The 20949-nt window shown below is 63.9% G+C and carries 19 protein-coding genes and 1 other RNA gene; 9 read left to right on the top strand and 11 right to left on the bottom strand.

Translation table 11 applies throughout. The features are described 5' to 3' along the window. Positions 1–163 precede the first annotated feature (163 nt). Positions 164–1330, top strand: coding sequence for a putative zinc-binding metallopeptidase (locus DK261_RS11800; protein ID WP_101282053.1), 1167 nt, complete (start codon positions 164–166; stop codon positions 1328–1330). 112 nt (positions 1331–1442) lie between these two features. On the opposite strand, the gene DK261_RS11795 is transcribed toward DK261_RS11800, so the two are convergent. Further along, positions 1443–1829, bottom strand: coding sequence for a DUF6124 family protein (locus tag DK261_RS11795; RefSeq protein ID WP_110175739.1), 387 nt, complete (start codon positions 1827–1829; stop codon positions 1443–1445). Between the two features lie 671 nt (positions 1830–2500). Here DK261_RS11795 and ffs point away from each other — a divergent pair. Further along, positions 2501–2597, top strand: an RNA gene (gene ffs / locus DK261_RS11790) — signal recognition particle sRNA small type. A gap of 92 nt (positions 2598–2689) precedes the next feature. Here ffs and DK261_RS11785 read toward each other — a convergent pair. Continuing rightward, positions 2690–3556: a LysR family transcriptional regulator gene (locus DK261_RS11785; protein WP_038631201.1), complete on the bottom strand. Its 867-nt coding sequence runs from the start codon at positions 3554–3556 to the stop codon at positions 2690–2692. 102 nt (positions 3557–3658) lie between these two features. On the opposite strand from DK261_RS11785, the gene DK261_RS11780 reads away from it, so the two are divergent. Further along, entirely contained in the window at positions 3659–4642 is a 984-nt protein-coding gene (locus DK261_RS11780; protein ID WP_110175738.1) for a DMT family transporter, read from the top strand. On the opposite strand, the gene DK261_RS11775 is transcribed toward DK261_RS11780, so the two are convergent. Both DK261_RS11775 and DK261_RS11770 read right to left on the bottom strand, forming a co-directional pair. Further along, positions 4576–4950 (bottom strand): VOC family protein, encoded by a 375-nt coding sequence (locus tag DK261_RS11775; RefSeq protein WP_110175737.1) that lies wholly within the window; start codon positions 4948–4950, stop codon positions 4576–4578. The genes DK261_RS11780 and DK261_RS11775 overlap by 67 nt on opposite strands. 142 nt (positions 4951–5092) lie before the next feature. After that, positions 5093–5407, bottom strand: a complete 315-nt coding sequence (locus DK261_RS11770; RefSeq protein WP_007922376.1) for a helix-turn-helix domain-containing protein — start codon at positions 5405–5407, stop codon at positions 5093–5095. A gap of 601 nt (positions 5408–6008) precedes the next feature. Between DK261_RS11770 and DK261_RS11765 the strand changes: the two genes are divergently transcribed. Continuing rightward, positions 6009–7709 carry a bifunctional diguanylate cyclase/phosphodiesterase gene (locus tag DK261_RS11765; RefSeq protein WP_103331033.1) on the top strand — a complete coding sequence of 567 codons (1701 nt, stop codon included), beginning with the start codon at positions 6009–6011 and terminating at the stop codon, positions 7707–7709. 3 nt (positions 7710–7712) lie between these two features. Here the strand turns inward: DK261_RS11765 and DK261_RS11760 are convergent, their stop codons facing one another. Continuing rightward, positions 7713–8486 carry an ABC transporter substrate-binding protein gene (locus DK261_RS11760; protein ID WP_103331034.1) on the bottom strand — a complete coding sequence of 258 codons (774 nt, stop codon included), beginning with the start codon at positions 8484–8486 and terminating at the stop codon, positions 7713–7715. A 139-nt stretch (positions 8487–8625) separates the two neighbouring features. Here DK261_RS11760 and dnaX point away from each other — a divergent pair, with 139 nt between their 5' ends. The 5 genes from dnaX (at position 8626) to DK261_RS11735 (ending at position 14392) form a co-directional block, all read left to right on the top strand. Beyond that, positions 8626–10734, top strand: coding sequence for a DNA polymerase III subunit gamma/tau (gene dnaX, locus DK261_RS11755; RefSeq protein ID WP_009047930.1), 2109 nt, complete (start codon positions 8626–8628; stop codon positions 10732–10734). A gap of 66 nt (positions 10735–10800) precedes the next feature. Continuing rightward, entirely contained in the window at positions 10801–11139 is a 339-nt protein-coding gene (locus DK261_RS11750) for a YbaB/EbfC family nucleoid-associated protein (protein WP_009047931.1), read from the top strand. 268 nt (positions 11140–11407) lie between these two features. Then, positions 11408–12442, top strand: a complete 1035-nt coding sequence (locus DK261_RS11745) for an NADP-dependent oxidoreductase (RefSeq protein WP_009047932.1) — start codon at positions 11408–11410, stop codon at positions 12440–12442. A gap of 65 nt (positions 12443–12507) precedes the next feature. Continuing rightward, positions 12508–13110 (top strand): recombination mediator RecR, encoded by a 603-nt coding sequence (recR, locus tag DK261_RS11740; RefSeq protein WP_009047933.1) that lies wholly within the window; start codon positions 12508–12510, stop codon positions 13108–13110. A 133-nt stretch (positions 13111–13243) separates the two neighbouring features. Then, entirely contained in the window at positions 13244–14392 is a 1149-nt protein-coding gene (locus tag DK261_RS11735; protein WP_009047934.1) for an acyl-CoA dehydrogenase family protein, read from the top strand. Positions 14393–14466: 74 nt separating this feature from the next. Here DK261_RS11735 and DK261_RS11730 read toward each other — a convergent pair whose 3' ends face one another. From DK261_RS11730 to DK261_RS11705, 6 genes are all read right to left on the bottom strand, one after another. Then, positions 14467–15015 carry an adenine phosphoribosyltransferase gene (locus DK261_RS11730; protein ID WP_009047935.1) on the bottom strand — a complete coding sequence of 183 codons (549 nt, stop codon included), beginning with the start codon at positions 15013–15015 and terminating at the stop codon, positions 14467–14469. An 83-nt stretch (positions 15016–15098) separates the two neighbouring features. Further along, the gene (gene fnrA / locus DK261_RS11725) at positions 15099–15833 is read right to left on the bottom strand and encodes a Crp/Fnr family transcriptional regulator FnrA (RefSeq protein WP_009047936.1); all 735 of its coding nucleotides are present in this window, start codon (positions 15831–15833) and stop codon (positions 15099–15101) included. A 308-nt stretch (positions 15834–16141) separates the two neighbouring features. Continuing rightward, positions 16142–17524, bottom strand: coding sequence for an oxygen-independent coproporphyrinogen III oxidase (gene hemN, locus DK261_RS11720; protein ID WP_009047937.1), 1383 nt, complete (start codon positions 17522–17524; stop codon positions 16142–16144). 141 nt (positions 17525–17665) lie between these two features. Further along, positions 17666–18349, bottom strand: coding sequence for a sulfite exporter TauE/SafE family protein (locus DK261_RS11715; RefSeq protein WP_009042956.1), 684 nt, complete (start codon positions 18347–18349; stop codon positions 17666–17668). Next, the gene (gene ccoS, locus DK261_RS11710) at positions 18342–18572 is read right to left on the bottom strand and encodes a cbb3-type cytochrome oxidase assembly protein CcoS (protein ID WP_009047938.1); all 231 of its coding nucleotides are present in this window, start codon (positions 18570–18572) and stop codon (positions 18342–18344) included. Before ccoS ends, DK261_RS11715 begins: the two co-directional genes overlap by 8 nt. Before the next feature lie 24 nt (positions 18573–18596). Then, positions 18597–20949: heavy metal translocating P-type ATPase (locus tag DK261_RS11705; RefSeq protein ID WP_110175826.1), on the bottom strand; the 2353-nt coding region annotated here is incomplete at its 5' end.

Raw genomic sequence — 20949 nt, 5'->3', positions numbered from 1 at the left:
GCGAGCTTGCTCGCGAAAAAATCTCCAGGCTTGCACGCGATGCGATATGGAAATCGCTTCGCGAGCAAGCTCGCTCCTACAGAAAAGCGGATCGCCAGCAAGGCGATGGAACAATAGTCCCGTTCCCATGATCTAGTCTTGGCAAGCCCAGGGAGAGATCGCCATGTACCGCTTCTTCGAACAGCTCAGTTCCCGTATCGCCGCGCCCTTTGTCCGTGAGAACAGCCGCAACAGCAAGGTCTGGTTGTGCCGCTGCGGGCAGTCGCTGTTCTTTCGCAACAGTCAGTGCCTGGCCTGTTCGGCGGCCCTGGGTTATCAACCGGAACAGAGTCGCCTGTCGTCGCTGCAGCCAGGGCCGGAGGTCGATACTTGGCTGCTGGACGTCGACCCGCAAGCGGGGCTGTTCCGGCGCTGCGCCAACCTCGATACCCCGGCGGCCTGTAACTGGCTGCTGCCGGCTTATGGCGCCGGCACCTTGTGCATGGCGTGCCGGTTGAACCGGACCATTCCCGATCTTGGCGTGGCGGAAAACCCCGAGCGCTGGCGCAAGGTGGCAATCGCCAAGCGCCGCCTGGTGGCGCAACTGGTGAGTCTGGGGTTGCCGCTGATCGCCAAGACCGAGGATGAAGAGGCTGGCCTGGCTTTCGATTTCCTCGGTGTCGATCGGCAGGGCAAGGCGCCCATGACCGGCCACGCCAACGGCCTGATCACCCTCGACATCAAGGAAGCCGATGACGCCTATCGCGAGCAGGTGCGGGTACAGATGCACGAACCCTATCGCACCTTGCTCGGCCACTTCCGGCATGAGGTGGGGCATTACTACTGGGACCGCCTGATCGCCGACAGCCATTGGCTGGAACCCTGTCGCGCGCTGTTCGGCGACGAACGCGCGAGCTACGCCGAAGCCCTGGACCGACATTATCAACAGGGTGCGCCCAACGATTGGTCGCAGGCCTACGTCAGCGCCTACGCCACCATGCACCCCTGGGAAGACTGGGCGGAAACCTGGGCCCACTACCTGCACATGATGGACGCGGTCGATACCGCGCTGGGCTTCGGCATGAGCGCCCGGGAAATGGACTTCGACTACCAGCCGTTTCCGCTGGACACCCTGTATGACCCACAGCATCCCGGCGGCCCGGCGTTCCTCTCTTTCGTCAACGCCTGGATCGAACTGGCGGGCATGCTCAACGAATTGTCACGCAGCATGGGTCAGCCCGACTTCTATCCCTTCATCCTGCCGCCCGCGGTGATCGCCAAGCTGCACTTCATCCACCTGGTGATCCAGCAAGCTGGCGGCAAGGCCGACGAAGTGCTCGAACAGGCCTGAACCCACCACCTGCCTCTGCAGGAGCGAAGCTTGCTCGCGATGCAGGCGACTCGGTCCGGCAGAAGGCCGCGGCGATGCTATCGCGAGCAAGCTTCGCTCCTACCAAGGGCGGTTAGCGAGCTGTGCGCACGCCATCGAGCAGGGCATCGACCACTGCGCGAGCCATCTCCACGGAATGCACCATGGACCAGATCAGGCCGCGTTCGATGCCGCTGCCCTGTTCGGTGATTTCATCCGAGACTTCTTCGGCGCATTTGAGCAGCAGTGAAACATGCATCAAGGCTTCTTCGGCATTCACCCCGGCCTGTACCGCGAACAGCGGGCGCTGCTGGGCGTCGCGCAGGCCGAACGGCTGGCTGCGGGTTTCTTTGAGTTGTGTGAGCAGCGATTGCTGCTGGTCGTTGAGCGACAGGAGCAGGGAGATATTCGCCGCGTCCAGTTCAGGATCGCGTAGTCGACGCGGGGTAGTGAGTGGCGGATCGGGGACGAGCTTTTTCATGTGGGTACCTACGACTCTCTGAAAGATGAAAGCCGCCAGTCTCGCTTCCACACGAGAGGGTGGCAGCCATGCGTGGGTGTGGAAGACCGGGGAGTCCTTGGTACCCAAAGCCCGGCGCACCCGAAGGTGCCCCACGCATGGTCGCCATAACACGGATCTGCGGACGCAAAACGTCAGCAGTCGCTGTTGAGCGCTGTACCAATGACTTTTCCAGACTTCCACATCCGGGTCGTTGAAACTGCAACGACCCACGCAGACTGCCCGATCAAATTCAGGGGTACAACCCGCCCAAAGGCGTTCCAGAGTTTCTAGGAAACCCCTTACAAAACAAAGCGAAAAATCGACTGCCGCCTTACCGCAAAACTCCCATTCCGCTCATGCGCGGTCCCCTGTAGCCGCTGCCGCAGGCTGCGATCGACTGCGAAGCAGTCGCCAGCAATTTGATTGCGCGCCACCGAAACACCGTGTCACCCGCGATTGCGGCCGCTACGCGACCGAACGCAGCCTGCGGCAGCGGCTACAGGAATCGGCAAGTGGGCGGGGGAGAGGGGTAATGATCCAAGTACTTGAAGCCGTTCAGATTTTTTAATCTTTACAGAGCGGTTGTAACTTCGCCGCAGATAGGTACAATGGCGCGGCTCGCCGTCAAGTGAGCGTCGTTATGGTGACCCCATTGGTCCCCTCGCAACGATCAGCCGTGAACCCGGTCAGGCCTGGAAGGGAGCAGCCGCAGCGGTGACATTGTGTGCCGGGGTGTGGCTGGTGGGGTTGCCTCCATAACGCCCTCTGTCGGTCCTCGACGAATGTTTTGAATTCTCCCCCTGCTTTCATCTGATCTGGCCTCTCGCCAGTCGCTCGTTTCATTTCCCCAATCGTTCCTGCAACAACTGCGCAAACGCGTCCCGTGCGGTGTGGCGTTCTATTTCCTTGTTCCAGACAAAACGAATGTCGATCGGCTGCAGGTCGGCGAAGCGGTGGCGCGTCAGGCCCGCGGACAGGGTGTAGCGCTCAAGCACGCCTTCCGGGGCCAGGGTCATGCCGGCACCGGCGCTGACACAGTCGATGATGGTGCCCCAGCTGGCATAGCCGATGATGGTCGCGGTCACGTCGTGGGCGTTCAGCCAATGCTCCAGGGCGCGGCGGTAAGGGCAGCCGCCGGGCCACATGAACAGGGTCTGGTCTTGCAGGTCGCGCGGGCTTAGTACAGGTGCCGCATCGGCGCTGGCGACCAGCACCAGGGGCTCGCTGTAGAGGGCGGTGCGCTCCAGCTTTGGCTGGGGCGTGTCGACCGCAACCAATGCGCCGTCGATCCGGTGGTGTTGCAGCTCTTCGAACAACTGCGACCAGGTACCGGTTACCAGCTCCAGAGTGACCTGGGGAAAGCGCTGATGGAACTCCGCCAGCAGCGGCGGCAGGCGCCCGCCGGCACAGGACTCGATGGCGCCGATGCGCAGGATGCCGCTGGGTTCGGCCTGGCGATCGACGGCGCGTTTGGCTTCATCCACCAAGGCCAGGATGCGCTCGCTGTAACCCAGAAAGATTTCCCCATCCGGACTGATTTTCAGCCCGCGGCCCGCGCGGATAAACAGACTAGTGCCCAGCTCGCCTTCCAGTTGCTTGAGGCGGTTGGTGATGTTGGAGGGCACGCAATGCAGTTGTTCGGCCGCCCGGGCAATGCTGCCGGTACGGGCGACTGCTTTCACCATCTTCAGCTGGCTCAGTTCCATTGCTCATTTCCAGTGAGGTCTGGTCTCAGTATCCGTTAATTGTGGTGAGTTGTGGCGGGCGGGAGACTGAAGGCCTTCCTTGTGCTACCGAGTGCCTGTGTCTTGAATATCTCCCCTGCGTTGAAACTGGTCCTGGCGACCGCCGCGGTCATTTTGTGTTGGGCTTATTCCCCGGTGGGTATCCACATCGGCCTGGAGGGTTACGAGCCTGGCCATCTGGCGTTGCTGCGCTTTCTGATCGCTTCGCTGTTCATGGGCGCCATCGCCCTGGTGAAAAGAATCGCCCTGCCACGCTGGCGCGATCTGCCCTGGTTGCTGGTACTGGGCTTTTTTGCCATCGCCCTGCATCACGTCAGCCTCAACTATGGCCAGCAGGGGTTGAGCGCGGGGGCGTCCAGTGTGCTGGCGCAGTCGGCGCCGATCTTCAGCACCCTGATTGCGTTTTTCTGGTTGAGGGAGCCGGTCAGCGGTTGGCGCTGGGGCTGTGTCGGGCTGGGGTTGCTCGGCGCGGTCGTGGTGGTCTGGGGCGACCAGGGCGTGGCGTCGATCAAGCCCCAGGGATTGCTCGTGCTGCTGGCGGCCTTCTCCTGGGGTTTGTACTTCGTGTTGCAGCGGCGTTATTCGGGGCGTTACGACCTGTTGACCACCGTCTGCTACATGGTCTGGGCCGGCACCTTGCTGTTGAGCCTGTATTGGCCGGGGCTGGCGGTCGCGGTGGTCCAGGCGCCGTGGCGGGTGAACCTGGCGGTGTTGCTGCTGGGGTTGTTTCCCAGTGCGCTGGCTTACCTGGCGTGGGCCTATGTGCTGGCGCGGGTCGAGGTCAGCCGCGCGTCCATCGCCATGTACCTGATACCGCCAATCGCCATGCTGCTGGCAGCGCTGGTCCTGCATGAGCGAGTGCATGGCGCGGTGGTCGTGGGGGCGGCGATCGTCCTCGGCAGCGTGATGGCGATGCAGTTGGAGGGGCGTTGGTCGCGGCGTCGCTCGGTACTGCCGGAGGCTATCGCCGCGACTGCCGTTCACTCCAGAGTCGGGCAGAACACCCTGAGTCGATGTGCGTCCGGGTCCAGGGCGACGAAGGTGTAGCCGAAGTCCAGGGCGGTCGGATCCTGGGCGATGCTCACGCCGGATTCGGCCCATTGGCTGTGCAGTCGGTCGACGGTCTGGTTGTCGGCCACCCCTAAGGCCAATTCGCCGCCGCCACCGGCGACCTGGGTGGCTGGCTCGACATCCTGCCTGGACCAGAGGCCGAGCTTGAGCCCCGAATCGAGGATGAACAGGGCGAAGGTCGGCGACAGCTCGACCGGCGGCCTGTCCAGCAGGCGGCTGTAGAAATTGGCGCTGGTGGCGGGGCTGTCGACGTATAGCAGAAGGTAAGTGCTGGTAGCGATCATCCGGACTCCTGGAAAGGTTGGGCTGCGCACGCCAGCTTAAGGGGCGCCGTTGTCAGTTCCTGTCAGGAGTCATCTGGGGGAAATAAAAAGGAGGCAGGCTATCGGCTTCGATAGGGCTGCCTCCTCTGCGTGTTGCTCGGCTCTAAGGCTTGGACAAGGCCAGGTCTACCGCTGCTATCAGCTTTCCCAGGTCCTTCGGGGTGGCTTTGTGAATGACACCGAACAGATACGCCCGCTGTTCGTCTTCGTCGCCCAGATCTGCGAAAAAGGCTTTCAGCTTCACTCCCAGTACATCGGCCAGCAGGAACAGCGCTTCCACACTGGGGGTGTAGGTGCCGGTTTCGAAGCGGCTGATGGTTTTAGGGTCAAAACCGGTTTTTTCGCCTAGTTCAGCCTGAGTAAGCCCCGCTACCTTGCGGTAACGCCTGATGGCTGGACCCAAACTTGAAATTTGCATCGCTCAATTCCCATTTAGAATCAAGAACTTAACGATAAATCTTTGCATTAGGCAACGCCATGATTCATCACCTTGCCTTGCAAAATGTGATGCAATTCGTAGAATCGACGCTTCGGACAGGCATTTGGTGATCTAGTTTCAGAAGATGAACTGATGAAACAAGAACTCATTGCATTTTCCTTGTTCACCAGAATCGAGGGTATGGCGCAGGCGCGAACGTCTCGCTGATGATTGCCAGTGTCCCACCCGCCAAATTCGGCTGATCCTTAAGTGATTTTAGTTGGTCTTCGTCGATTCGAAGGTCAATGACGGTGTCGGTCGCTGTACGGTTGCAATTGTGTCAGGTGGGGCAAGACGGTGCGCCATTTTCCGTGAGTCGGCCTCTTGCCGGCTTGTCTGGGCTGGCATTGTCGAATGCTGTCTATGGAGTTTTAACGTGCGTCTGAATGTGCCGGTCACCTCTGTTGAACAGATATTTTCGGATCAGCAGCCCAGGCCTGCCTGGGATTGCGAAAATATTGAGAGTGAACGCCCAAACATCTCTTCCGGGCTCCGTGCCCTGGTCGAGCGGTTCAACCGCTAGCGACAGTGAGTCAGACTCATGGATGAGAAATACCGCAGGGCCGTGGATGCAGCCGCCATTTTTTCCGAGACCGACCTGACCGGCCGGATCACTTACGTCAACGACCAGTTCTGTTCGATTTCCGGCTACAGCCGAGAAGAGCTGCTGGGCGCCAATCACCGGATTCTCGGCTCCGGCCTGCACCCTCCCGAATTCTTCAGCAGCATGTGGCGCACCATTGCCCTGGGCCAGGTCTGGAAGGGCGAGATCTGCAACCGGGCCAAGGACGGGACTTTGTATTGGGTCGACAGCACCGTCGTGCCCTTGCTCGATGAGGCCACTGGTCGGGTCCAGCGTTATGTGGCGATCCGCTTCGATATCAGCGAAAAACGGCGCTTGCTGCACTCGCTGCAATGGCGGGTCGGCCACGATGTGCTGACCGGTTTGCCCAACCGTTCCTTCCTTTCCGACCTGCTCAACCAGGCGCTGGATTACTCGCGCAAGGAGAACATCGCGCTGGCGGTGTGCATGCTCGATCTCGACGGCTTCAAGGCGGTCAACGATGGCTACGGGCACGCCAGCGGCGATCTGTTGCTGGTGGAGGTAGCGGCGCGCCTGCGCTCGATCATTCGCGGCGAAGACGTGGTGGCGCGCCTGGCCGGGGACGAGTTCGTGCTGATCCTGCGCCATGTGCGCGACATTCGCGAGTTGCGGGCGGCGCTGCATCGGGTGCTGGGGGTGATCTCCACGCCCTATCTGATCCAGGACAAGGAGATCAACGTCTGCGCCAGCATCGGCGTGACGCTGTTTCCCGCCGACAACGACGATGCCGACACTTTGTTGCGGCATGCCGACCAGGCGATGTACGTGGCCAAGCAGAGCGGGCGCAATCGCTTTCACTTGTTCGATGTGTCGCGGGACCGCGAGGTCAAGGCTACCCACCAGACCGTGGAGCGGGTCCGGCAGGCGTTGGCGTCCGGCGAGCTGTGCCTGCACTTTCAACCCAAGGTCAATATGCGCAGCGGCGAGGTGGTGGGTTTCGAGGCGTTGCTGCGCTGGCAGCATCCGCAGCGGGGCATGGTCGCGCCTCGGGAGTTCCTGCCGCTGGTGGAGGAGACCGACCTGATCGTCGATATCGGCGAGTGGGTGATGGAGCAAGTCATGGCCCAGTTGCGGCAATGGCAGCTGGCCGGACAGCGCTGGCCGATCAGCGTCAACATTGCTGCCCGGCATTTCCAGCGGGCGGATTTCGTCGACCGACTCAAAGCGGTGCTCGAGCGCCATCCACAGATTGCCCCGCAGTTGCTGGACCTGGAAATCGTCGAGGCGGTGGCGGTGGAGAATATCCAGCATGTCAGCGCTTGCCTCGAGGCCTGCCAGGCGCTGGGGGTGCAGTTTTCCCTGGGGGATTTCGGAACCGGGCATTCGTCCCTGAGTTACCTCAAGCGCTTGCGCACCCAGACCATCAAGATCGACCGCATGTTCGTGCGCGACATGCTGCACGACCAGGGTGACCTGGCGCTGACCCAGGCCTTGATCGGCCTGGCCCGGGCGTTTGACCGGCAGGTGGTGGCCGAGGGCCTGGAAAGCATGGAGCACGGCGAGTTGCTGATGTCGCTGGGCTGCGACGTGGCGCAAGGCTATTTCATCGCCCCGCCCATGCCGGCCAGCGAGGTGCCGGGTTGGGTGGCGACCTTCCTGCCGCCGCTGGAATGGTGTCCGCAGGACGAAGTCGGCTGACGCCTAAGGTGCCTCGTAGCTCTGCGGGGCGCTCTCGGTCGGCCTGCGGCCGGTGTACAGGCCGATGAGGTCGTCGATCTCTCCTGACATCTTCATGCGCAACAAGGTGCGCAGCACGCGTTGCACCGGCAGCGCCGGATCGTTGCGGACGACGCAGCCGACCGCCTGTTCCTGCAGGATGGCCACGCTGTGCAGTTGCTGCTCGGGCGGCAAGGTCTGATTGAACCAGTCCAGCGTCCATTGGTTGCTCACCGCGTAGCGGTAGCGGCCGGCCCAGAGTTTTTGCAGCACCTGTTCCTGGTTGCGCGCGTCGTCGCGGAGCAACTGGCGGCTGTCGAACAAGGGTTGCAGGGAAGGGTAGGTGTAGCTGAGGACGGTGCCGATGGGCTGCGTCGGCAGGTCCCGGGGCGTGACCGGGAATAGGTGTCGCTCGCGGCTGACCAACAGGTCGCGCTGAATGAACAGCGGGATGCTCCAGATGTAATCGCCGGCCTGGTTGGGCAGCCAGGACTGGGCGGCATAACAGCGGACATCGATTTCCCCGTGATCCATGGCCGCCTGCACGCGGGCCCGCGCCAGGACGTGGAATTCGGCCGGGGTGCCGACCTGGGTGGCGAGGCTGGCCATCAGGTCGTGGAGAATGCCCTGGGTGGGTCGGCCACGTTCGATCTGTACCACGGGCATGGCCCAGCTGTCGGGGATCGAGAAGCGCAGGGCCGGTTCTGCGGCAAAACCATTCATGGCAACCAGCAGACAGGCGCCCAAGGCTAAACGCATAGAGTCTCCACGCAGGAAAAGGCCGCTGACGAGCCTGACAAAAAGCAGCTTAGCCAGATTAGACGAGCGCACCGGATGCAATTTCGCCCTTGCTCCGCTAGCATTACGGGCTTCCGCTTCCCAGTTGCGACGGTTTTCGATGAGTTATCAGGTTCTTGCACGTAAATGGCGTCCGCGCTCGTTTCGCGAAATGGTCGGCCAGACCCATGTGCTCAAGGCTCTGATCAATGCCTTGGACAGTCAGCGGCTGCACCATGCCTATCTGTTTACCGGCACCCGCGGGGTGGGCAAGACCACCATCGCGCGGATCATTGCCAAATGCCTGAACTGTGAAACAGGCATTACTTCCACGCCCTGTGGCACCTGCTCGGTATGCCGCGAGATCGACGAAGGGCGTTTCGTCGACCTGATCGAGATCGACGCCGCGAGCCGGACCAAGGTCGAGGACACCCGCGAGCTGCTGGATAACGTGCAGTACGCACCGAGCCGCGGACGCTTCAAGGTCTACCTGATTGACGAAGTGCACATGCTGTCCAGCCACTCGTTCAACGCCTTGTTGAAGACCCTGGAAGAGCCGCCGCCCTACGTCAAATTCATTCTGGCGACCACCGATCCGCAGAAACTTCCGGCAACGATTCTTTCGCGCTGCCTGCAGTTCTCCCTGAAGAACATGACCCCGGAACGGGTGGTCGAGCACCTGACCCACGTGCTGGGCGTCGAGAACGTGCCGTTCGAAGACGACGCGCTGTGGCTGTTGGGCCGCGCCGCCGACGGTTCGATGCGCGATGCCATGAGCCTCACCGACCAGGCCATTGCCTTCGGTGAAGGCAAGGTCATGGCCGCCGATGTGCGGGCGATGCTCGGCACTCTCGATCACGGCCAGGTCTACGACGTCCTGCATGCGCTGATCAACGGCGATGCCAAGGCCTTGCTCGAGGCTGTGCGCCACCTGGCCGAACAGGGCCCGGACTGGAACGGCGTGCTGTCGGAGATTCTCAACGTCCTGCACCGTGTGGCCATTGCCCAGGCCTTGCCGGACGGTGTCGACAACGGCCATGGCGACCGCGACCGGGTGCTGGCCCTGGCCCAGGCGTTGCCGGCCGAAGATGTGCAGTTCTATTACCAGATGGGCCTGATCGGCCGGCGCGACCTGCCGCTGGCGCCGGACCCGCGCGGTGGTTTCGAGATGGTCCTGCTGCGGATGCTGGCCTTCCGGCCAGCGGACTCGGCAGATGCGCCGAGACAGCCGCTAAAGCCAGTGGGGATCAGCCAGGCCACAGTTGATTCCGCCCAATCCGTGGCTGGCGCAGCCGTTGCTGCTCCGGTAAGTGTTGCCGCCGCTCCGGTTGCGGCGCCGGTGGTCGAGGCCGCTCCGGCGGTTGCCCCTGTCGTTGCACCCGCGCCTGTTCCAGCAGCGCCCGTGGCGCCTGCGCCACAGCCGGTGGTCGAGACGCCAGCGCAAGCCGCGCCTGTCGCCGCCGAAGAGGTGGTCGACCTGCCGTGGAACGACCCGGTCGAACCGGTCGTCGCACAGCAGCCGGCTGTCGAGCCCGTGCTGGAGACCGCCGCGGAGCAGCCTGAGCTGACCCCGATGCCGACCCCGACCCCGGACAGCGTGGTGCCGGATGCGCCGGAATGGGTCAGTGCCCCGGTGCCGGAGCCCAGCGTTGCCGAGGTCGATGCCGCGACGCCGGGCATCGACCTGGATGACGAGCCGCCGCTGGACGAAGACTACATCGAGCCGGACATGGATTCGGCCTACAGCTACCTGGACGAACTGGCCAGCGAACACGCCGCCGATCCCGAGCCGGAACCCGAGCCGCTGCCGGCTGCCCAGCCGGCCACCGGCCTGGCGCTGGAGTGGCTGGAACTGTTCCCGAAACTGCCGATTTCCGGGATGACGGCGAGCATCGCCGCCAACTGCACCTTGATCGCCGCCGAGGGCGACAACTGGTTGCTGCACCTGGATCCGGCCCACAGCGCCCTGTTCAACGCCACTCAGCAGCGGCGCCTGAACGATGCCCTGAACCAGTATCACCAGCGCACGCTGACGGTGAGCATCGAGCTGATCAAGCCCGAGCAGGAAACCCCGGCCCAGGCCGCGTCGCGTCGCCGTGCCAATCGCCAGCGCGAAGCCGAGGAGTCGATCCACGGCGATCCGTTCATCCAGCAGATGGTGCGGGAGTTCGGCGCGGTGGTCCGTCACGATACTATTGAACCTGTCGAGGCCCTGGTCAGCCAGGGTTAATAACTGAAGGGCGCCGGGCCTTGAGGCCGGGCGCTGTTTTTATCCAAGTACTTTGAGGTGATTCCCATGATGAAAGGTGGCATGGCCGGCCTGATGAAGCAGGCGCAGCAGATGCAGGAAAAGATGGCCAAGATGCAGGAAGAGCTGGCCAACGCCGAAGTCACCGGCAAGGCGGGTGGCGATATGGTCACCGTGGTCATGACCGGTCGTCACGACATCAAGCGCGTGAGCATCGACCCAAGCCTGCTGGAAGGCGTCAGCGAAGATGACCGCGAAGTGCTGGAAGATCTGTTCGCCGCCGCCGTCAACGACGCCGTGCGCAAGATCGAAGCCAACAGCCAGGACAAGATGTCCGGCATGACCGCTGGCATGCAACTGCCACCGGGTATGAAACTGCCGTTCTGATTCGCGCCAGCGCATCGGTCGGACTTAAAAATGCCAGGCATCGCGCCTGGCATTTTTGTTTGTGCCGCCTGTAGCCGCTGCCGCAGGTGCGATCGAGCGCGCAGCGGTCGTCATTCAGGCGATGGGGTCTGGCTGGATGATTGCGGTTGCCGTGCAATCGATCGCAGCTTGCGGCAGCGGCGTGGGAGAGAAACATCGAACGCCGAGCGCTATACGATGGTCTGCACTCTGTATGGCCCGATTCAATTCTCGATAAGGAGTTGCTCTGATGTCGCAAGCATTGACCCTCAACCAGCGCATCGTTCTGGTCTCCCGGCCCCAGGGCGCGCCCGTGCCGGAAAACTTTCGCCTGGAGCGGGTGGCACTACCGGATCTGGCGGATGGCCAGGTGCTGCTCAAGACCCTTTATCTGTCGCTGGACCCTTATATGCGCGGGCGCATGAGTGATGCGCCGTCCTACGCCGCTCCGGTGGAAATCAACGAAGTGATGACCGGCGGCGCGGTCAGCCGGGTCGAGCGCTCGCTGAACCCGAAATTCCAGGAGGGCGACCTGGTGGTGGGTGCCACCGGGTGGCAAAGCCACAGCATTTCCGATGGCCGTAACCTGATACCGGTGCCGGCGGGTTTGCCCAGCCCCTCGATGGCCCTGGGCGTGCTGGGTATGCCGGGCATGACCGCGTACATGGGCCTGATGGACATCGGCCAGCCCAAGGCCGGAGAGACCCTGGTGGTGGCCGCGGCCTCGGGTGCCGTGGGCTCGGTGGTGGGGCAGGTGGCGAAGATCAAGGGGCTGCGGGTGATCGGTGTGGCGGGTGGTCCCGACAAGTGCCGCTATGTGGTCGAGGAGCTGGGGTTCGATGCCTGTATCGACCATCACAGCCCGAATTTTGCCGACGAGCTGGCGCAGGCCTGCTCCGAGGGCGTGGACATCTACTTTGAAAACGTCGGCGGCAAGGTGTTTGATGCGGTGCTGCCGTTGCTCAACCCCAAGGCGCGGATTCCGCTGTGCGGGCTGATCGCCCAGTACAACGCCCAGGAACTGCCGCCGGGGCCTGACCGCCTGCCATTGTTGCAGCGCCAGCTGTTGACCAAGCGCGTGCGCATCCAGGGGTTTATCGTGTTCGACGACTACGGCGATCGGCAACCGGAGTTTGTCAGCGCCATGGCGCCCTGGGTGCTGCAAGGCAAGGTCAAGTTCAAGGAGGATGTGGTCGACGGCCTGGAGCGCGCGCCGCAAGCCTTCATCGGGCTGCTGGAAGGACGCAACTTCGGCAAGCTGGTGGTGCGGGTCGCCCCGGACTGAGCATTTGACGCTAATCGGAGGCGCGGGTATAAACCGCGTCTCGTCGTTTTGTCGGACCTTTCCCCATGAGCTTCAGCCCCCTGATTCGCCAACTGATCGATGCCCTGCGCACTTTGCCGGGCGTGGGTCAGAAAACCGCCCAGCGCATGGCCTTGCAGCTGCTGGAGCGCGACCGCAGCGGCGGTACGCGGTTGGCCCAGGCGCTGAGCCAGGCCATGGAGGGCGTGGGCCACTGCCGCCTGTGCCGCACCCTCACCGAGGACGATCTGTGCCCGCAATGCGCCGATCCGCGCCGTGACGACACGCTGTTGTGCGTGGTCGAGGGGCCGATGGATGTCTATGCGGTGGAGCAGACCGGTTATCGCGGTCGCTATTTCGTGCTCAAGGGCCACCTGTCGCCTCTCGACGGCCTCGGCCCGGAAGCCATCGGTATTCCCCAACTGTTGGCCAGGATCGAAGAGCAGGGCAGTTTCACCGAGGTGATCCTGGCCACCAACCCGACGGTGGAAGGCGAGGCGACCGCCCATTACATCGCCCAGCTGTTGACCAACAAAGGCCTGATCACCTCGCGCATCGCCCATGGCGTGCCCCTGGGCGGCGAGCTGGAGCTGGTGGACGGCGGCACCCTGGCGCACTCGTTTGCCGGGCGCAAGCCAATCAGCCTGTAAGCGTTTCGGCCAGCAAGCTCGCCGCTGCCAGAGGGGCTTGCTTGCTGGCCGCGCTCTGTCGCTTAAACGCGACTTTTCTTGAAAACCAAGCAAGCGCTAGGTAAGTTTCCTCAACCTTCAGAGGAGCTTGCCGATGTCTGCCTGCCAGGAATACTTCGACCCTAGCCATCAGTTGGTCCGCGACAGCGTTCGACGTTTCGTCGAGCGGGAAATCCTCCCGGACATCGATCAATGGGAGGAGGCGCAAGGCTTCCCCCGCGAGCTGTACCTCAAGGCTGGCGCAGCCGGCATCCTGGGCATCGGCTATCCAGAAGCCCTGGGTGGCAGCCACGAGGGCGACCTGTTCGCCAAGATCGCCGCCAGCGAGGAACTGATGCGTTGTGGCTCCGGCGGCCTGGTGGCGGGCCTGGGCTCGCTGGACATCGGTTTGCCGCCGGTCGTCAAATGGGCGCGCCCCGAGGTCCGCGACCGGGTGGTGCCGCAGGTATTGGCGGGCGAGAAGATCAGCGCCCTGGCGGTCACCGAGCCCGGTGGCGGTTCGGACGTGGCCAATCTGCAGACCCGGGCGCTGCGCGATGGCGACTGCTACCGCGTCAGCGGCAGCAAGACCTTTATCACCAGTGGCGTGCGCGCCGACTTCTACACGGTGGCCGTGCGCACCGGCGAACCCGGTTTCGGTGGCATCAGCCTGCTGCTGATCGACAAGGGCACGCCGGGATTCACCGTCGGCCGGCCACTGAAGAAGATGGGCTGGTGGGCGTCGGATACCGCCGAGCTGTTTTTCGACGATTGCCGGGTGCCGGCCAGTCATTTGATCGGGGTCGAGAACATGGGCTTCGCCTGCATCATGGGCAACTTCCAGAGCGAGCGCCTGGCGCTGGCGCTAATGGCCAACATGACCGCGCAGCTGGCGTTGGAGGAGAGCCTGAAGTGGGCCCGGGAGCGCGAGGCGTTCGGCAAGCCCATCGGCAAGTTCCAGGTGATCAAGCATCGTCTGGCGGAGATGGCGACCGCGCTGGAGGTGTCCCGCGAATTCACTTATCGCCAGGCAGCGAAGATGGCGGCGGGCCAGAGTGTGATCAAGGAGATTTCCATGGCCAAGAACTTTGCCACCGATACGGCCGATCGCATCACCCACGATGCCGTGCAGATTCTCGGTGGGCTGGGCTACATGCGCGAAAGCCTGGTGGAGCGGCTGTACCGCGACAACCGCATCCTTTCCATCGGCGGCGGCACCCGGGAAGTGATGAACGAAATCATCAGCAAGCAGATGGGGCTGTAGACCTGCCGGAGGCCCCTGTAGGAGCGAAGCTTGCTCGCGATAGCGCCGGCCCTGGCAACCCAAATGGCAGCGATTTACCGTTCGCTCAACGAGAACTGCGTCAGGCAGAAGGTTGGAATGTCCATGTCTCGCAGGCGCTGCGAGCCGCCCAGTTCCGGCAGGTCGATGATGGCGGCGGCTTCGTAGACGCTGGCCCCCATGCGGCGCACCAGGTTGGCCGCGGCGATCAGGGTACCGCCGGTGGCGATCAGGTCATCGAACATCACCACCGAATCGCCTTCGCACAGGCTGTCGGCATGGACCTCGAGAAAGGCTTCGCCGTATTCGGTCTGGTAACCCTCGGCAAGCACATCGGCCGGCAGCTTGCCTTGCTTGCGGAACAGGATCAGCGGTTTGTTCAGCTGGTAGGCGAGGATCGAGCCGATCAGGAAGCCGCGGGCGTCCATGGCGCCGATATGGCTGAAGTCTTCTTCGACATAGCGCTGGGCAAAGCTGTCGGCGACCAGGCGCAAGGCCTTGGGCGACTGGAACAGCGGGGTGATGTCACGGAAGATCACGCCCGGTTTGGGGAAGTCGATGACTGGGCGGATCAGGGATTTGATGTCGAAGGAATCGAAGGCCATCGTGGCAGTGTCCTGGCGGGCATGAAGTGGAGCGCGCCAGTATAGCCTCGCCCGAGCCGCTTGGCTCGGGCGGGGGCTCTGCCTCAGCCTTCCAGGGAGCCGCCGGCGAGGGCGCACAGCTGGATCGGGTCGAGAATGTGCACCTCTTTGCCTTCAGCGGCGATCAACGCGTTCTGCTGGAAGCGGGTGAACACCCGGGATACGGTTTCCACCGCCAGGCCCAGATAGTTGCCGATCTCGTTGCGCGACATGCTCAAGCGGAACTGATTGGCCGAGAAGCCACGGGCGCGGAAGCGTGCCGACAGGTTGACCAGGAACGTGGCGATGCGCTCGTCGGCGGTCTTTTTCGACAGCAACAGCATCATCTGCTGGTCGTCGCGGATCTCGCGGCTCATCACTCGCATCAGCTGGCGGCGCAGCTGGGGCAACTGCAGGGCCAGTTCGTCGAGGCGTTCGAAGGGGATTTCACAGACCGACGTGGTTTCCAGGGCCTGGGCGGAAACCGGGTGGATCTCGGTGTCCATGCCGGACAGGCCGACCAGTTCGCTGGGCAGGTGGAAGCCGGTGATCTGTTCTTCGCCGCTGTCGCTGAGACTGAAAGTCTTCAGGGCACCGGAGCGCACAGCATAGACGGAGTCGAATGCGTCGCCCTGGCGAAACAGGAACTCGCCTTTTTTCAGCGGGCGACCGCGTTTAACGATCTCGTCCAGCGCATCCATGTCTTCCAGATTCAGAGAAAGTGGCAGGCAGAGGGGGGCCAGGCTGCAATCCTTGCAATGGGCCTGGTTGTGAGCGCGCAGTTTTACTGGCTCGGACATTCAATAGAATCCTTGTGGGAAAACACACATAAGCCGTAAGGGTAACTCACGGGAGGAGGTTCCGGCCAGTCCGTGCCGTATTGGCGCTTAGTCGTAAAGCTGTCCGTTTGTAGCCTCCAGGCCACTCCGGGAAAATGCGCTCGTGCAGTCCGTTCAAGGTATTTCCAGCGCTGGCCGTCACTTGCACTCGCCGATTGTCTCGGCGTCAAGTATCAGGCTTGCTTGCGCCCTGTCTCTCCCGACAGTTTTTGCCCGTAATCTGCGACAAGTTGTCGCGCCTGGCGCTCAGGCTGCCGCGCCTGATGCCCCTAGATGACCCGGGAAAAACGCTGTCGATTCTGTTGCTCCAGATACGCGTCGAACACCATGCACACCGAACGCACCAGCAGACGCCCGGCAGGCAGGACTTCGATGTTTTCGTTGCTCAGCTTGATCAGGCCGTCTTCGGCCATGGCTTGCAGTTGTGGCCACAGCTCGCCGAAATACCCGCGAAAGTCGATGTTGAACTGCTGCTCGATGGTCTCGAAGTCGAGGCTGAAGTTGCAGATCAGCTGCTGGATCACCGCGCGTCTGACGCGGTCGTCCTGATTGCACACCAGGCCACGGCTGGTGGCCAGTTGCGCGCCACCCAGCAGGTTCTGGTACTGGTTCAGGTCGCTGCTGTTCTGGCAGTACAGGTCGCCGATCTGGCTGATGGCCGAGACGCCCAGGCCGATCAGGTCGCAGTGGCCATGGGTAGTGTAGCCCTGGAAGTTGCGTTGCAGGGTCGACTCTTCCTGGGCGATCGCCAGTTCGTCGTCGGGCAGGGCGAAATGATCCATGCCGATGTAGCGGTAACCGGCGGCCGTCAGTTGTTCGATGGTGCGCTGCAGCATCTGCAGTTTTTCCGCTGGGGCCGGCAGCTCGTGGCTGTTGATCCGCCGTTGCGGCATGAAGCGCTCTGGCAGGTGCGCGTAGTTGAACACCGACAGCCGGTCCGGCTGCAGGTTGATGACTTCCTCGACGGTGCGGGCGAAGTTGTCCGGCGTCTGTTTCGGCAGGCCGTAGATCAGGTCGATGTTGATCGAACGAAACTGCAGGGTGCGCGCCGCTTCGATCACCGCCCGGGTTTCTTCCAGGCTCTGCAGGCGATTGACCGCGCGCTGTACCGCCGGGTCGAGGTCCTGCAGGCCGATGCTGACCCGGTTGAACCCCAGCTCGCGCAGCAGGCCCATGGTCGACCAGTCGGCTTCGCGCGGGTCGATCTCGATGCCGTAATCGCCCGAGTCGTCGTCCAGCAGGTTGAAGTGCTGGCGCAGATGGCCCATCAGTTGCCGCAGTTCGTCATGGCTGAGAAAGGTCGGGGTACCGCCGCCAAAGTGCAGTTGCTCGACCTTCTGCCCGGGGTCGAGATGGCAGGCGATCAGCTGGATTTCCTGTTCCAGGCGCTGCAGGTAGGGCAGGGCGCGCCCGCGGTCCTTGGTGATGACCTTGTTGCAGGCGCAGTAGTAGCAGATGTTCGCGCAGAACGGCACATGCACGTACAGCGACAGCGGGCGCAGCGCCTTGCGGCTTTCGCGCAGGGCGTGGAGCAGGTCGAAGGTACCCACTTGGCTGTGGAATTGCACAGCGGTGGGGTAAGAGGTGTAGCGCGGTCCCGCCAGGTCGTAACGGCGGATCAGATCGGTGTCCCAACGAATGGCGTCGAGCATGCGGGAATTCCCCCGGTAGGCAGGCAGTGTTCGCGAGTCTAGGGGGTTGGCGCCCGGGCCATCTTGATTTGCATCAAGGCTGGCGGGTGCGCGCTGCCTGCCGGGCGGGCCTTGTGGGGTTGCTGGCGATGGCTGGCAGCTTCAGTGCCCCATCAACCAATGCTGATGCGGACCGGGCAAGGTCCAGATGCCGAACAGGATCACCAGCAGGCCACCGGCCATGCGCACGCTGCGTCGGCGCAGCAGTGCGGTGACCCGCTCCGCCGCAAGCCCGGTCGCCAACAGCACCGGCCAGGTACCCAGGCCGAAGGCCAGCATCAGCAGGGCGCTGTCGAGGGCGTTGCCCTGGCTGGCGGACCACAGCAGGGTGCTGTACACCAGGCCGCACGGCAGCCAGCCCCAGAGCGCGCCCAGCAGCAGGGCGCGCGGCAGGCTCGACACCGGCAGCAGGCGGTTGGCCACGGGCTGTATATGCCGCCACAGGCCGCGTCCAAGGCTTTCGATACGGGTCAGGCCGCTCCACCAGCCGGCCAGGTACAAGCCCATGGCGATCAGCAGCAGACCGGCCAGTACGCGCAGGGCCATGGCCGCCGGACTGCTGGCCACGGCCCAGCCGGCCAGGCCGATCAGCAGGCCCGCGGTGGCGTAACTGAGGATGCGCCCCAGGTTGTAGGCCAGCAGCAGGCGAAAGCGCCGGCTGCGCTGCTCCTGGGGAATGGCCAGGGTCAAGGCGCCCATCAGGCCGCCGCACATGCCCAGGCAGTGACCGCCGCCGAGCAGGCCGAGGATCACCGCGGAAACCAGCAGCGGCGCCAGCTCAAGCATGGGGCGGCGCCTGGTCTTTGTGCGGCGGCTGTTCGGCCGCCGGCTGGCCCTTGGCCTCGTCGATCGCGGCGGTGTGCTTGGGGTCCTGGTCGTCGAACAGAATGCTGTGGGCGGGGCCATCGAGGTCATCGTACTGACCGCTGTCGACCGCCCAGAAGAAGATGTAGATGGCGATGGCCACGATCAGCAGCGCCGCCGGAATCATCACGTAGAGAGCTGGCATGGGTAGGCTCCATGCCCGCGCGGCTCAGGCCGGCAGCGGGCGGGTTTGGGTCGTGGCCTCGGCCTGGGGCTGACGCGGCAGGCGAGTCAGGCGCAGGGCATTGAGCACCACGGTCAACGAACTGATGGACATGCCGATGGCGGCCCATACCGGAGTGATCCAGCCGAGGGCGGCGAACGGCAGCATGAGGCCATTGTACAGCCCGGCCCACAGCAGGTTCTCGATGATTATCCGGCGCGTGCGACGGGCCAGGCTGAAGGCCTGCACCAACGCGTCCAGGCGGTTGGACAGCAGCACCGCGTCGGCGCTGGTCTTGGCCAGGTCGGTGGCCGAGCCCATGGCCACGCTGATATCGGCGGCGGCCAGCACCGGGACATCGTTGACCCCATCGCCGAGCATCAGCACTTTGCGGCCCTGGCGATGCAGTTGTTGCAGCACCTGCAGCTTGTCGTCCGGGCGCAGGCCGCCGCGGGCTTCGTCGATGCCCAGTTCGGCGGCGACGCTGGCGACCATCGGCGAACTGTCGCCCGAGAGCAGCAAGGTGTTCCAGCCCCGCGCCTTGCAGGCGGCCAGCAAGGCCGGCGCATCGCTGCGCAGGCGATCGTCAAGGACAAACCAGGCCAGTGGCCCCTGGGTATCGCCCAGCAGCAGCCATTGGCCGGCTTCGTCCGGCATCGCCGGGACCGTGCAGGCGCTGAGCTCGCAGACGAAGGCGGGCTGGCCGATGCGCAGGCGTTGCTCGCCCACCAGGCCTTCCAGGCCCAGCCCGGGCATGCTCAGGACTTCCTCGGCGGCCAGCGGCGCGCGGCCGAAGGCCCGGGCAATCGGGTGTTCGGAGCGGTTTTCCAGGGCGGCGGCCAGGCCCAGGCACTGCTGGCTGTCGAGGTCGCCCAGGGGCCGAATCGAGCGCAGGGCCAGGCGCCCTTCGGTGAGGGTGCCGGTCTTGTCGAAAATCACCGTGTCGATCTGGTTCAGGCCTTCGAGCACGTGGCCGCGGGTCAGCAGCAGGCCGAGTTTGTGCAGGGTGCCGGTGGCGGCCGTCAGCGCGGTCGGGGTGGCCAGGGACAGCGCGCAGGGGCAGGTGGCGACCAGCATCGCCAGGACGATCCAGAAGGCCCGGGAAGCGTCCAGCTGCCACCAGAGCAGACCGATGGCGGCCGCGGCGATCAGGGAGAACAGCAGGAACCACTGGGCGGCGCGGTCGGCGATTTCCGCCAGGCGCGGTTTCTCCGCCTGGGCCCGATCCAGCAGGCGGACGATGGCCGACAGGCGCGTGTCCTGCCCCAGGGCCAGGACTTCCACGGTCAGCGCGCCCTCGACATTGAGGGTGCCGGCGGTGACCGCATCGCCGATGCTGCGCGGTTGCGGCAGGTATTCGCCGGTGAGCAGAGATTCATCGATGCTCGACTGGCCATCGAGGATCTTGCCGTCCGCCGGGAGGATGGCGCCGGGGTGCACCAGCACCTTGTCGCCCAGGCGCAGTTCGCTGAGCAGGATGCGTTCGCTCTGGCCGTCAGTACCCAGGCGCAGGCACGAGGCCGGCAGCAGGTTCACCAGTTGCGCGGTGGCGGCGGCGGTGCGTTCGCGGGCGCGGCGTTCCAGGTAGCGCCCGGCCAGCAGGAACAGGGCGAACATGCCCACGGCATCGAAGTACAGCTCGCCGACCCCGGTGATCGAGGTCCAGATCCCGGCGATGTAGGCGGCGCCAATCGCCAGGGACACGGAAACGTCCATGGTCAGGTGGCGGGTACGCAGGTCACGCAGGGCACCCTTGAAAAACGGCGCGCAGCTGTAGAACACGATCGGCGTGGTGAGAAACAGCGCGACCCAGCGCAGGATGGTGTGCAGCTCGGGGCTCAGGTCGATATTGAATTCCGGCCAGGTGGCCATGGTCGCCATCATCGCCTGGAACCACAGCAGCCCGGCCACGCCCAGCTGGCGCAGGGCCAGGCGGTTTTCGCTGGCCAGTTGCTCGGAGGCGCGGTCGGCCTGGTAGGGATGCGCTGCATAGCCGATCAGGCGCAGTTCGCTGAGCACCTGGCTCAGTGGCAACTGGCTGTCGGCCCAGCGCACATGCAGGCGATGGTTGGACAGGTTCAGTCGCGCTTCGGCCACCGCCGGCAGGCTGCGCAGGTGTTTCTCGATCAGCCAGCCGCAGGCGGCGCAGCTGATGCCTTCCATCAGCAGGGTGGTTTCGGCCAGTTCGCCTTCATGCCGGACAAAGGGTTGCTGCACATCCGCGCGGTCGTAGAGCGCCAGTTCGTCCACCAGTTGCACCGGCAGGGCCTCGGGGTTGGCTGAGGCTTCGCTGCGATGCTGGTAATAGCTTTCCAGTCCGCCGGCCACAATCGCTTCGGCCACTGCCTGGCAGCCCGGG

Origin of the sequence: Pseudomonas sp. RW409, from assembly GCF_003184125.1 — a bacterium.
In the GTDB taxonomy this organism is placed as follows: Bacteria; Pseudomonadota; Gammaproteobacteria; order Pseudomonadales; family Pseudomonadaceae; genus Aquipseudomonas; species Aquipseudomonas chlororaphis_I.
The sequence above is the reverse complement of the archived record's forward strand: the minus strand, read 5'-3'. Positions and strand labels throughout refer to the sequence as shown.